We start from the raw sequence: 12,458 nt of genomic DNA on the forward strand, positions 1-12,458 counted from the left end.
ACGGCAACCGCCCCCGAGATCTCGCTGCGGCCGAATCCCGAGACCTCGCTGCCGTCAAACCCTGCCCCCGAGGCCCCGCTGCCGCCAAACCCCAAGACCCCGCTGCCGCCAAACCCCAAGACCTCGCTGCCGCCAAACCCTGCCCCCGATGCCTCGTTGTCGCCGATCCCCGGGAACGAGGTCGTCAGCCACGGCCAGCCTCAACCGGATTCCGCCGCCGTCCGCACCGCGCATCCAGCGCCCGCGGCCGTTGCCGATAACCGGCGGAACCACCCCGACGACCGCGCCGCCCGTCGCCGCGAGATCAGCGGTCATGCCGCCTGGTATCTGGCCGCCGGTGTCGTCACCACCGGGCTGCAGGCCGTTCTCTTCCTGGCCTTCCGTCCGGAAATCGGCGCGCAATGGGCGAATCTCGCCGCGCTCGCGATCACGACGGTCGGCAACACCGAGTTCCACCGGCGCGTCACGTTCGCCGAACGGAGCAGCCGCGCGGGCAAGCGGCATCTTCAGGATTTCATCACTTTCGCCTTCTACGCGGGCTACGGTTCGGTCGTCCTCGCGGTCCTCGACGCCGTCGTCTCGCAGCCTTCGGCCGGGCAGCAGACAGCCGTGCTTTTGGCAGCCAGTTTTGTCGGCGGGGTCGTCCGGTTCGCGGTTCTGCGCTGGTGGGTTTTCGCCCGGACGCGGCGAACGGACGCGCCACAAGATCACCAACGGTAGTGGAACCCGTTCTACCCGGAGTGCGACCACTCTCTGTTGCGCTACCCGACTATCACTCTTCGTGACGTACCAAATCGGACATCCGCACATGCTGCGAGGCCGGATTCGTACTGTGCGTCGGCTGGTCTCGTTTGTGTCAAGACCACTGCTGCTAACGGGGTATTCGTAGTTGAAATGTGGACGGTCGGCCTCCGGCCGCTTAAGGTTACGGAGCGTCGCAACGATCGCAGTGCTCCCCCCGTTCGGTCGGAGTACTCGCGACCGCAACATCACAGAGTGTTGACCCCAAGACAAGCGACGGTCGCAGGGTTGCCGGGGAGACGACCATGACAGCACCGTCGAAGACGTCCCGTACTGCGGTGTCCGGCGTCGCGGGCTACGTGAGCCCCGCGACGCTGCCCCGGTCCGGCGGACGCCTGACCAAGGAAGACCTCGACCCGCTCGTACGCGCGGCGGGAAAAGGCGATCAAGCCGCGATCGGGGACCTGCTGCACGTGCTCCGCCCCGTCGTCGCCCGCTACTGCCGGGCCCGGATGGGCGGCCGCGACCTCTCCTACCTCGCCGCCGACGACGTCGCGCAGGACGTCTGCATGGCCGTCCTCAAGGCCCTTCCCGACTACCAGGACCGCGGCGGCTCGTTCCTCTACCTGGTGCACGCGATCGCCGCCAACAAGGTCGCCGACGCCTACCGGGCCGTCGCGCGCGACCGTTCCGAGCCGGTGCCCGAGCTGCCGGAGCACCCGCTGGCCGGCGGCAACGAGCCGGAATCGCACGCGCTGCGCCTCGACCTCGGAAGCCGTCTGCAGGAACTGCTCACCCGCCTCGCCCCGCTGCAGCAGGAAATCCTGGCGCTGCGCATCGTCGTCGGCCTCAGCGCGAACGAGACGGCGGAAACGCTGGGCATTTCGGCGGGCAACGTCCGCGTCACGCAGCACCGCGCGCTGTCGAAGCTCCGCGAGATGGTGCAGGGCCAGGACTTCTGAGCCGGGTTCGTCACTCGAACGGCTGGAACCCGGTCGCGGACCGCCGAATCGGTCGACAGGCTCTGCTTCGCGCGGCACTCTGGAATCAGCCCGCCGCATCTCTCAGCTCAATTCATAAACGCGTGCCGCCGTGTGCTCGAAGACGTCCAGCCGTTCCGGGTCGCTCAGCACTCCGGTCAGCGACACCGCCGCGTCCAGTACGACTTCGTATGCCGCAGCCAGTTCGCACACTGGCCAGTCGGAGCCGAACATGACCCGGTTCGCACCGAACGACTCGAAAACGTGGTCTGCGTAGCGGCGCAGATGGCCCACCTGCCATTCGCGCCAGTCGGCTTCCGTCACCAAGCCGGACAGCTTGCAGTGCACGTTGTCGTGCGCGGCCAGCGAGGCGACGCCGGTTGCCCACGGCTGCCATTCGCCGGCCGCGATGCCAGGTTTCGCGGCGTGGTCGAGGACCAGGCGCAGATCCGGCAAGCGTTCGGCGACCTGCCGGGCGGCGGCGAGTTGCGCCGGTGCCACCAGGAGGTCGTAGACCAGGCCTGCGGTCCCGACCGCGGTCAGGCCGCGCAGGATTTCCGGACGCAGCAGCCAATCCGGGTCCGGTTCGTCCTCGACCTGGTGCCGGATGCCGACCAGCGGGCCCAGTTCGCGCAGCCGGGCGAGCCGGTCGGCCACGTCCGGGGCGGCGAGGTCGACCCAGCCGACCACGCCCGCCACCAGCGCCTCGGACGCGGCCGCGGCAAGGAACTCCTCGGTTTCCGCCTCGTCCGAGACGGTCTGCACCAGCACCGTGGCGCGGACGCCCGCCGCGGTCGTCACAGTGCGCAGGTCGTCGACGGTGTACGGCCTGCGGATCGGAGCCAGCGCGTCGCCGGACATCCACGGGTACTCTCGGCGCTCCGGATCCCACAGGTGGTGGTGCGAATCGATCACTGGGTTCCTCCGGACACGACGGGGCGGGCGGCCGACCGCAGCAGGCCGGCGTCGGCGAGGTCGTCCCACAGTACGGCTGGGATATTCGCCGCTGCCCGGCGAACGTTCAGCGACACCTGCTCGGCGTCGTGCGCACCGACGACCACCGACACCACTGCGGGGTGCGTGCGCGGCAACGCGAGCGCCGCCTCCGGCAGCGAAACACCGTGTCGTGCGCAGATTTCCGCTATTTTCTGCGCTTTCTCCACGAGATCCGCAGGCGCGGCCGCGTAATCGTAAATAGCGCCGGGTTGTTCAGTGGCGAGAATTCCGCCGTTGAACACCCCGCCGGCCACGACGCCGACACCGCGTTCGACGCACAGCGGCAACAATTCGTCCAACGCCGGCTGGTTCAGCAAGGTGTAGCGACCAGCCATCAGGACGTGGTCGAGGTCGAATCGGCGCACGAATTCCGCCAGCATCGGGACCTGGTTCATCCCGGCCCCGATTGCCCCGACGACGCCCTGCTCGCGCAACTCCAGCAACGCCGGGAACGCTCCCGCAACCGCTTCGTCGAAATGGTCGTCCGGATCGTGCACGTACACCAGGTCGACGCGGTCGAGACCCAGCCGTCCGAGGCTCGATTCCAGCGAACGCAACACCCCGTCGCGGCTGAAATCCCAGCGGCGGCGGTAAGTACCTGGAACGTCGAAGCCCTGGTCGTCGCGTTCCCCCGGTTCCGCCGCACGCGGTTCCAGCACTCGTCCGACTTTCGTGGACAGAACGTATTCGGCACGCGGATACGCCGCCAGCGCGGCACCGAGTCGGCGTTCGGACAGCCCGAGCCCGTAATGCGGCGCGGTGTCGAAGTAGCGGATCCCTTCGTCCCACGCCCGCCGCACGCTCGCGGTGGCGGTTTCGTCCGGCACCGCGTGGTAGAGATTGCCCAGTTGCGCGCCGCCGAGCCCCAGTGGAGGAAGGTCCACGGTCATGCCTCCCCCGGGAGTTGCCACACCAGCCCGAGACCGTGGGCGACGTCCGAATGGTCGAGGTCGAGCAGTTCGTTGATCCGCTTCTGCCACGCGATGTCGGCCGGGTCGTCAGCGAGTTTCGCGCGCATCTGCTCGAAATCGTCCACCTCGACGAAGTGGAACAGGTCGAGCCCGTCGCGCCAGATCCGCCACGACCGCACGCCCGCGCGGCGCAGCGCGGCGTCCAAGTCCTGGGGGATCACCGCGTGCACCTCCTCGTAGATTTTCTCCGTTCCGGGCTTGAGCCGGGTGCGCAATGCGACCGTTTGCGGCGCCGGGCCATGGGTCATCGTTCCTCCTGACGGGAGTCGTGGCACGCTGTAGGGGGTAAACATCCGAGGTCTCTGCAGGGAGGGCGGTCCCGATGCCCGTCACCGATGTCGCGATCGACAAGATCAAGGACATGATCATTTCGGGCGAGCTGGCCCCCGGCGACCGGCTCCCCAAGGAGGCCGAGCTGGCGCAGCGGCTGGGACTGTCGCGCAGTTCGCTGCGGGAGGCGGTGAAGGCGCTGTGCCTGATCCGGGTGCTGGACGTGCGCCAAGGCGACGGCACGTACGTCACCAGCCTGGAACCGAACCTGCTGCTCGACGCGATGACCTTCGTCGTCGACTTCCACCGCGACGACACCGTGCTCGATTTCCTTGCCGTCCGGCGGATCCTGGAGCCCGCGGCGACCGCGATGGCGGCGCTGCACATGCGAGACGAGGACGTCGCCGAACTCGGCGCGATGCTCGGCGAACTGGAGGAATCGCCGACCGTCGAGGCGCTGGTGGCCAACGATTTGCAGTTCCACCGCAAAATCGCGGACGGCTCCGGCAATCCGGTGCTGTGCTCGCTGCTCGAAAGCCTCTCCGGCCCGACCGCGCGAGCCCGGATCTGGCGCGGCCTCACCCAGGAAGGCGCGGTAGCGCGGACCCGGGAACAACACGCCGCGATCTACGACGCGATCGCCGCCCGGGAACCAGAACTGGCCCGCTCGTGGGCGACGGTGCACGTCGCCGGAGTGGAGCAGTGGCTGCGCAGCACCCTGGTCGAAGACGCCGCGGCTGGCGATGACGCCGAGCCCGCCGCTTCCTGACCGGACGAAGACGGCAGCGGTCTCTGAGCGGCTTGTTGCGGTGACGGGTCCCTTCATTCCTTGCTGGTCGGAGTGAAGGGACCCGTCACTCGCGTTCGGCCGGAGCGAAGGGGACTTTCGCGACCGCACGGCGGGAATGACGGGGCCCGTCACGCCATGACGACCTGAGTGACTGGCCCAGTCGCGCATGCCCGGCCGGTGCGAGGGCGCCTTTCGCGCCGGTGACGGGGCGGCGGCTATCCCGTGCCAAACCGGCCGGTGTGGCGGGCCCCCTCGCGCGCGCCCGACTGAAGCGGCGGGGACTCGTTCGCCGACCGGCGAGACGAGGGGTCCCTTTGTTGACTCCGACTGTGGTGCGGTGAAGGGGACCTTCACCGCACCAGACACAGCGGAGACGACGCGGCTGGAAGTGGCAACACAGGTGGAGATGCCGGTGCGGCCAAACACGACGGTGCCACCGGAAGTGGCAACCGAGGCGGACGCTGCCGTACGACCGGAAGCAACAGCGCAGGTGAAGATGCTGGCGCGACCGAACACAACAGCCCCGCCGGAAGTGGCAACGGCGGCGGACAATGCCGCACGACCAGAAACGACAGCGCAAGTGAAGATGCTGGTGCGACCGGAGATGGCACCGCAGCTGGAGGTCGCAACTCTGCGACAAGCGACAGCGCGGCGAGCGGCAACGGCAGAGCTGGCAGCACGGGCAGCGAGGAGAAAGCCGAGAGACTCAGAATCCATGAAGGGTCCCTTCACGGACCTCCTCGCCGAGCCAGCCACCGCAGCAGCCATTGAGCCGACCACCGCGCCGCCCGGCAGACCGCGCGGTGCACCGCCAGTCAACCAGCCGCCCGCCGCACCGGCCAACAGACCGCCCGGCGCACCGGCCGCCGCGCCGGCCAACAGAACGTGCACCGAGCCCACGTCCCAAGAAGGTCGGATGATCACCGAACCTCCACCGATCAGGTCTGGGGCTTTCCGCCGGCATACCGGCTGATGATCAACGCGATCAAGATGATCCCGCCGTAAATCGCCTTCAGCCATTCCGCGGGCACCTGGGCGATGCGCAGCAGACTGTCCACCGACTGCAGCAACAGCACCCCAGTCAGCGCCCCGACCAGCGTGCCCCGGCCACCGTCCAGCGAAACACCGCCGATCACGGCAGCGGCGAAGACCTGCAGGATCAAGCCGTCACCCTGATCAGCGCCGAGAGCGCCGACGTAACCCGTGTACGCGAGACCGCCGATGGCAGCAAGCACTCCGGCCACCACGAAGACCGCCCACGAGATTCGGTCCACTCGGATGCCCGCGGCCCGCGCCGCTTCTCGGTTGCCGCCGATTGCGTACAGCGAGCGGCCGACTCGGTGGTAACGCAGGCCCAGCCCGAAGACCACGAACAGCACCGCCGCGAGCCAGACCGACATCGGCAGTCCGGCGAACGTCGTCGTCGCCAGAGCGGTGAATGCGTCCAACTGGTCGAACAGCGTCTTGCCGTTCGTCGTGCCGATCTGCGTACCGCGCAGGACCGTCAGCATCGCCAGCGTCACGATGAAAGCATTCAGCTTCAGCTTCACGATCAGGAAGCCGTTCACGAAGCCGATCAACGCACCCACCAGGGGGATCGCCACCAGGCCGAGCACCGAAGGCCATTCGGTGCCGAAGCCGGAGGACGCCGCCGGGATGACCAGCATCGCGCCGATCGCCGGGGCGATGCCCATCGTGGATTCCAGCGACAGGTCGAACTTGCCGGTCAGCAGCACCAGCGACTCGCCGAGCACGACCAGCGACAGCGCGGCCGCCGCGGAGAGGATGCTGATGATGTTGTCGAAGGTGAAGAACGTGTCGCTGATCAGCCCGCCGATCACGAACACCACCACGAGCGCGGGCAGCAGCGCCAGTTCGCGCAGCCACGCCGACTTCCGGCGCTTCGCCCGCACCGCGGGCAGCGCCGTCTGCGGGTCGCTCATCAGGTCAGTCATGGAGCCCGACTCCTTCGATATCCGCCACCAGGTCCCCGTCGGACCAGCCGGCCTGGTGGACGGCGGCCACCGCACCCGCGCGCAGCACCAGCACCCGGTCGGCCAGGCGCAAGTCGTCCAGCTCGTCGCTCACGAGCAGCACCGCCTTCCCCTCGGCCCGCACCCGGTCCACGACCGCGAGCAGGGCCTCCTTCGACTTCACATCCACTCCCGCGGTGGGGTTGATCAGCACCACCACGCGCGGGTCGCTCTCCAAAGCCCTGGCGAGCACTACTTTTTGCTGATTTCCGCCGGACAGATCCGAAACGGGCTGGTCCGGGCTGGCGGCGACGATGTCGTAGTCGGCCAGGGCGCGCGACCCGCGTTCGCGACGGACCTTCGGGGACGCTAGGCCGCCGCGGCCCATCCGATCAAGTACGGACAGGGTCGCGTTGTCCATAATGGAGTGTTCCAGCACGAGACCTTCGTGGTGCCGATCCCGTGGGACACAACCGATGCCAGCGCGCAGGGCAGCGGGAATATCGCCTGGAGGCAGGCGCTTTCCTTCTACGGCAACAGTTCCGGAGGTGGGCGTGCGCAGTCCGTAGACCGTTTCGGCGACCTGGTGTTTGCCGCTCGCGTTGCTGCCAGCGAGACCGACTACCTCGCCGCGGTGGACCCGTAGCGAGACGTCGTGGAAACCGTCGCCGGACAGGTCGTCGACGGTGAGCACTTCTTCGGCGTCCACCGCGAGCGGATCACGGGTAGCCGCGTCGCGCACGGCGAGGCCGCCCTGCTCCCCCGTCATCGCGTCGACCAGCGCCGCGCGGCTGACCTCTTCGACGGGTGCGGTGAGCACGTGCCGGGCGTCGCGCAGGACGGTAACCGCCTGGCACACCTCGTAAACCTCGTGCAGGTGGTGCGAGATGAACAGGAAGGTGACGCCGTTCTCCTGCATCTGCCGCATGCGCTCGAAAAGCCGCTCGATGGCCTGGCTGTCCAGTTGCGCGGTCGGTTCGTCCAGCACGATGAACCGGGCGCCATAACTCAACGCACGAGCGATTTCGACGAACTGACGGTCCTCAACGGACAGATCGCCCGCCGGAGTGTCCACATCGACCCGGACGTCCCACGAGTCCAGCAGCTCCCGCGCCTCACGGCGCAGCTTCTTCCAGCCGATCGAGAACCCGCCCCGCGCCTGCCGGTTCAGGAACAGATTCTCCGCGACCGTCAGCTGCGGCACCACCATCGCGTGCTGGTACACGCACGCCACGCGCGCCTTCCAATCGTCCTGTTTGGACAAGGAAGGGGCTCGTACGCCGCCGAAGGAAACGCTGCCGGTGTCCGTTTCGGACAGTCCAGTGAGGATGGACACCAGCGTGGACTTGCCCGCCCCGTTGCGGCCGACGAGTGCGTGCGACTCGCCGGGCCGCACGGTGAGGCTGACGTCGTGCAGCGCCACGGTTGGCCCGTACCGCTTCCCGACGCCGTCCGCCTGCACTACCGGCGCGCTCACAGGTTGTTACCCCACAGCGCTTTGTCGTCCACGTTGTCCTTGGTCACGACCGGCGCGGGCAGCTGGTCTTCCAGAATGCCGGGGCTGATTTCGACGATCGTGGAGTCGTGGTCGGTCGGGCCCGGCTTGAACGTCTCGCCCGCCATCGCCTTCTTGAGCCAGTACATACCGTACTTGGCGTAGGCGTCGGCAGGCTGTGAAACGGTCGCGTCCAGTTCGCCGTTGCGGATCGCGGTGAGTTCCTGCGGGATGCCGTCGTTGCTCACCAGCACTACATGCTTCGGGTCGCCGACCGGGAAGAACAGGTTCTTGCGCTTGAGCGCCTGTTCGGTCGGCGCGAGGTAGACGCCGCCCGCCTGCATGTAGACGCCCTTGATGTCCGGGTTCGCGGTCAGCAGACTGTCCAAACCGGACGAAGCCTTGTCCGCCTTCCATTCGGCGGCGACCTCAAGCACCTTGACGTCCGGGTACTTCTGCTTCATGCACTCGCGGAACGCCGCCGACCGGTCGCGCCCGTTGACCGACGCGAGGTCGCCCATCACCTGCACGACCTTGCCGCTCTTCACGCGCTTGCCGATTTCGTCGCACGCCTTGGTTCCGTACGCCTTGTTGTCCGCACGAACCACCATCGCGACCTTGCCGCTTTCGGGCGCGACGTCCACCGCGACCACCGGGACGCCCTTGTTCTCGGCCTGCTTCAGCCCGGCGACGACCGCGGCCGAGTCGAGCGGCGTGACGACGAGCCCCTTCACGCCCTGGTTGAGCAGCGTGCCGATGTCCGTGATGAGCTTCGCCGGGTCGCTGTCCGCGTTCACCGTGGGCAGCGCGTCGAGCCCCTGCTCCTTCGCCATCTGCGGCACGTATTTGTTGTAGGCCTGCCAGAACGGCGAGGTCAGCAGGGGCAGCGTCGCCCCGACCTTGCCGGTGCCGCCGCCGCTCGCCGCTGCCGCCGGTTTGTCCTTAGTGGACCCGCACGCACCGAGCACCAAACCGCAGGCGGCCACCGCGGCAGCCAGCCGGATCACCTTCGTACGCACCGCATCCTCCTTGATGACAGGCCTTTTTTGGCTGAGCAGATCAGTTCTGCACGGGTCCGCGCGGGCGCAGGCCGTACATGCCGCCGTCCACCGCGAGCGCGGTGCCGGTAGTCGATGCCGAAAGCGGGCTGGCCAGGTACGCGATCGCGTTCGCGACCTCGTCCGCGGTCACCAGCCTCCCCATCGGCTGGCGGGCGGCGAGCGCCTCCCGTTCGGCCTCCGGGTTCGCGGCGGTGTCGAGCAGCCTGCCGACCCACGGGGTGTCCGCGGTGCCGGGGCACACGCAGTTGACGCGGATCCGGTCCGGCAGGTGGTCGGTGGCCATCGCGAGGGTCAGCGACAGCACCGCACCCTTCGTGGCCGAGTACAGCGCCCGCGCGGGCAGACCGGCCCACGCGGCGATCGAGCAGGTGTTCACGACCGCTGCCGCCGGCGAGTTTTTCAAGTGCGGCAAGGCAGCCCGGACGGTGCGCACCATGCCGACCACGTTCACGTCGTACGCGCGGTGCCACTCGTCGTCGTCGTTCGCGGTGACGTCGCCCTGTGCACCGATTCCCGCGTTGTTGACCAGGATGTCGAGCCGGCCGAAGCGTTCGGCCACCGCGTCGACAGCGGCTCGGACTTCGGCGTCGGACGTCACGTCGCAGCGGAATCCGGTCAGTGGCTCGGGAACCTCATCGGTCTTGAGGTCGAGCACAGCCACCTGCGCGCCGCGCTGGGCCAGCAGGTTCGCCGTCGCCAGCCCGATGCCCGAAGCGCCGCCGGTGACCGCGGCGACCAGGCCGTCGAATTCGCTCACTGCGCGTTCTCCGTCCATTCAGGACCGTCCGGGAAGCTGAACCGGCGCAGCGTAGCGTCGTGCATGCGCGCGGAAAAGCCCGGTGCGGTCGGAGCGAGGTAGCGGCCGTCGCGCACGACGGCCGGGTCGGTGAAGTGGTCGTGCAGGTGGTCGACCCATTCGATGCTGCGGTCTTCGTCCGAACCGGACACTGCCACGAAGTCGAACATGGACAGATGCCGCACCAGCTCGCACAGCCCGACACCGCCGGCGTGCGGACACACCGGAACACCGAATTTCGCTGCCAGCAACAGGATCGCGAGGTTCTCGTTCACTCCGCCGACGCGTGCGGCGTCCAACTGCAGCACGTCGATCGCGTGAGCCTGCAGCAATTGCTTGAACACCACACGGTTCTGGACGTGTTCACCGGTCGCGACCCTGATCGGCGCGACCGCCTTCGCGATGGCGGCATGGCCGAGGACGTCGTCCGGCGAGGTCGGCTCTTCAATCCAATATGGATCGAACGGTGCCAGCGCGGTCATCCACGACACCGCCGTCGAGACATCCCAGCGCTGGTTCGCGTCGACCGCGACTCGGATGTCCGCACCGACGGTCTCGCGAGCCAGCTTCATCCGCCGGACGTCGTCCTCGAGATTTCCGCCGACCTTCAGTTTGATCATCTCGAAACCGTCGGCGACCGCCTGTTCGGCCAGCCGCACCAGTTTCGCGTCGGAGTAACCGAGCCAGCCCGCGGACGTGCTGTACGCGCGGTAGCCCTCGGCCTCGATCCTGGCGATCCGTTCCGCTTTCCCGGATTCGGCGGCGCGCAGGATGTCGAGCGCTTCCTGTTCGGTGAGCGCGTCGGAGAGGTAGCGGAAGTCCACAAGGGACACCAGCTCCTCCGGCGTCATCCGCGACGCGAACTTCCACAGCGGCAGTCCGGCGCGACGCGCAGCGAGGTCCCACGCGGCGTTGACGATCGCGCCGATCGCCATGTGCGCCACGCCTTTTTCCGGGCCCAGCCAACGAAATTGCGAGTCGCCGACCAAAGCTCGGGATAGTGCGCCGAGCGCTTCCGCACCCTCCGGCACATCTCGGCCGACCACGTGCGGTGCCAGCGCGCGAATCGCGGCGGCCTGCACGTCGTTGCCGCGGCCGATGGTGAACGCGAGGCCGTAACCGTCCGGTCCGGCGTCGGTGTGGAGTTCGACGTAAGCCGCCGAATAGTCCGGATCCGGGTTCATCGCGTCCGAACCGTCGAGGTCGCGCGACGTCGGGAACCGGACGTCCCGGACCTCCATGGCCACGATTTTCGCCATGTCAGGCCTGCCCGAAAGTCTGGCGCTGCTTGCCGAGGCCGTCGATCTCCAACTCGACGACGTCGCCCGCGCGCAGGTACGGCTTCGGCTCGGGCTGCCCGAGCGCGACGCCCTCCGGAGTGCCGGTGTTGATCAGGTCGCCGGGGCGCAGCACCATGAACTGGCTCAGGTAATGGATGATCTCGGCGACGCCGAACACCATGTCCTTTGTGGACGAATCCTGCACCTTCTCGCCGTTGACCCAAGTGCGCAAGCCGAGCGCCTGCGGGTCGGGGATCTCGTCGGCGGTCACCAGTTCCGGGCCGAGCGGGTTGAAGGTTTCGCAGTTCTTGCCCTTGTCCCACTGGCCGCCGCGGTTCAGCTGGAAATCGCGCTCGGAGACGTCGTTGGACACGACATACCCGGCGACGTGCGCCAGCGCCTCGTCCGCGCTTTCCAGATAGCGCGCGGTTTTCCCGATGACGACGCCGAGTTCGACTTCCCAGTCGGTGGCCGTGGAGCCGCGCGGGACGAGCACTTCGTCGAACGGTCCGACCATCACGTCCGGGGCTTTCATGAACAGCACCGGTTCAGTCGGCACGGCCGCGCCGGTTTCCTCGGCGTGGCGACGGTAATTCATGCCGATGCAGACGATCTTGCCCGGCGCGGCGATCGGCGCGCCGACCCGCAGCCCGGCCCCGTCGACGACCGGCAATTCCCCGGCTTCGAGCGCCCGCGCGGCCTTCGCCGGCCCGTCGCCGGCGAGGAACGCGCCGTCGATGTCCGGCGTGACCCCGGAGAGGTCGTGGAGGGTGCCGTCACCGGCACGGACGAACGGACGCTCAGCCCCCGCTGCCCCGAGACGCACAAACCGCACGGACGAACCCCTCTCTCGACACCCGCTTCGCGATACATCCGATGTATAGCGCATGGGAGGGCGGCAGATCTAGAGGGAAGCGGGATTTGGTACGGAAATTGATCCGATCACCGGGCTGCCCGGTGGATAACGGACACTCGTCCAGGCGGGGAGGTCCCGCCACGACGAGGAAGACGGTGCGGCGCGGATGGGACCGGAAGATGCGGCTGGGCCGAGTCGGGCGACGGCTGGGGGTTCGCGCGGTGGCAGGGAAGGCGGCGAGGTGAGGGC

12 protein-coding genes are annotated in these 12,458 nt (G+C 68.2%); 3 read left to right on the top strand and 9 right to left on the bottom strand.

The window, feature by feature from the left end:
• Positions 1 to 303: 303 nt before the first annotated feature.
• Together D0D37_RS43550 and shbA are read left to right on the top strand one after the other, a co-directional pair.
• Entirely contained in the window at positions 304 to 720 is a 417-nt protein-coding gene (locus D0D37_RS43550; protein WP_244223886.1) for a GtrA family protein, read from the top strand.
• Between the two features lie 326 nt (positions 721 to 1,046).
• A complete protein-coding gene (shbA, locus tag D0D37_RS43555) occupies positions 1,047 to 1,703 on the top strand; it encodes an RNA polymerase sigma factor ShbA (protein ID WP_167493649.1) in 657 nt (218 codons plus the stop codon).
• A 102-nt stretch (positions 1,704 to 1,805) separates the two neighbouring features.
• On the opposite strand, the gene D0D37_RS43560 is transcribed toward shbA, so the two are convergent.
• Genes D0D37_RS43560 through D0D37_RS43570 form a run of 3 tightly spaced genes read right to left on the bottom strand, consistent with a single transcriptional unit; the run spans position 1,806 to position 3,936 of the window.
• On the bottom strand, positions 1,806 to 2,636 hold the full coding sequence (locus tag D0D37_RS43560) for an amidohydrolase family protein (RefSeq protein WP_116206415.1): 831 nt from the start codon (positions 2,634 to 2,636) through the stop codon (positions 1,806 to 1,808).
• The gene (locus D0D37_RS43565; RefSeq protein WP_116206416.1) at positions 2,633 to 3,607 is read right to left on the bottom strand and encodes an aldo/keto reductase; all 975 of its coding nucleotides are present in this window, start codon (positions 3,605 to 3,607) and stop codon (positions 2,633 to 2,635) included. The genes D0D37_RS43560 and D0D37_RS43565 overlap by 4 nt, the downstream gene beginning before the upstream one ends.
• Positions 3,604 to 3,936 (bottom strand): L-rhamnose mutarotase, encoded by a 333-nt coding sequence (locus tag D0D37_RS43570; RefSeq protein ID WP_116206417.1) that lies wholly within the window; start codon positions 3,934 to 3,936, stop codon positions 3,604 to 3,606. The genes D0D37_RS43565 and D0D37_RS43570 overlap by 4 nt, the downstream gene beginning before the upstream one ends.
• Before the next feature lie 74 nt (positions 3,937 to 4,010).
• Here D0D37_RS43570 and D0D37_RS43575 point away from each other — a divergent pair, with 74 nt between their 5' ends.
• A complete protein-coding gene (locus D0D37_RS43575) occupies positions 4,011 to 4,727 on the top strand; it encodes a FadR/GntR family transcriptional regulator (RefSeq protein WP_116206418.1) in 717 nt (238 codons plus the stop codon).
• A gap of 959 nt (positions 4,728 to 5,686) precedes the next feature.
• Here D0D37_RS43575 and D0D37_RS43580 read toward each other — a convergent pair.
• The 6 genes from D0D37_RS43580 to D0D37_RS43605 are packed head-to-tail and all read right to left on the bottom strand — an operon-like array spanning position 5,687 to position 12,188.
• A complete protein-coding gene (locus D0D37_RS43580) occupies positions 5,687 to 6,703 on the bottom strand; it encodes an ABC transporter permease (protein ID WP_116206419.1) in 1,017 nt (338 codons plus the stop codon).
• On the bottom strand, positions 6,696 to 8,198 hold the full coding sequence (locus D0D37_RS43585; RefSeq protein ID WP_116206420.1) for a sugar ABC transporter ATP-binding protein: 1,503 nt from the start codon (positions 8,196 to 8,198) through the stop codon (positions 6,696 to 6,698). Before D0D37_RS43585 ends, D0D37_RS43580 begins: the two co-directional genes overlap by 8 nt.
• Entirely contained in the window at positions 8,195 to 9,235 is a 1,041-nt protein-coding gene (locus D0D37_RS43590) for a sugar ABC transporter substrate-binding protein (RefSeq protein WP_162834768.1), read from the bottom strand. Before D0D37_RS43590 ends, D0D37_RS43585 begins: the two co-directional genes overlap by 4 nt.
• Positions 9,236 to 9,275: 40 nt before the next feature.
• Entirely contained in the window at positions 9,276 to 10,034 is a 759-nt protein-coding gene (locus D0D37_RS43595) for an SDR family NAD(P)-dependent oxidoreductase (RefSeq protein WP_116206421.1), read from the bottom strand.
• A complete protein-coding gene (locus tag D0D37_RS43600; protein ID WP_116206422.1) occupies positions 10,031 to 11,332 on the bottom strand; it encodes an enolase C-terminal domain-like protein in 1,302 nt (433 codons plus the stop codon). Before D0D37_RS43600 ends, D0D37_RS43595 begins: the two co-directional genes overlap by 4 nt.
• Position 11,333: 1 nt before the next feature.
• A complete protein-coding gene (locus D0D37_RS43605; protein WP_116206423.1) occupies positions 11,334 to 12,188 on the bottom strand; it encodes a fumarylacetoacetate hydrolase family protein in 855 nt (284 codons plus the stop codon).
• Between the last annotated feature and the right edge of the window lie 270 nt (positions 12,189 to 12,458).

The organism is Amycolatopsis circi, from assembly GCF_003385235.1.
Classification (GTDB): domain Bacteria; phylum Actinomycetota; class Actinomycetes; order Mycobacteriales; family Pseudonocardiaceae; genus Amycolatopsis; species Amycolatopsis circi.

Excerpts from the sequence above, each read along its gene's own strand:
- D0D37_RS43570 (WP_116206417.1), bottom strand. The coding sequence starts at position 3,936 with ATGACCCATGGCCCGGCGCCGCAAACGGTCGCATTGCGCACCCGGCTC.
- D0D37_RS43575 (WP_116206418.1), top strand. The coding sequence starts at position 4,011 with ATGCCCGTCACCGATGTCGCGATCGACAAGATCAAGGACATGATCATT.
- D0D37_RS43580 (WP_116206419.1), bottom strand. The coding sequence starts at position 6,703 with ATGACTGACCTGATGAGCGACCCGCAGACGGCGCTGCCCGCGGTGCGG.
- shbA (WP_167493649.1), top strand. The coding sequence starts at position 1,047 with ATGACAGCACCGTCGAAGACGTCCCGTACTGCGGTGTCCGGCGTCGCG.
- D0D37_RS43600 (WP_116206422.1), bottom strand. The coding sequence starts at position 11,332 with ATGGCGAAAATCGTGGCCATGGAGGTCCGGGACGTCCGGTTCCCGACG.
- D0D37_RS43565 (WP_116206416.1), bottom strand. The coding sequence starts at position 3,607 with ATGACCGTGGACCTTCCTCCACTGGGGCTCGGCGGCGCGCAACTGGGC.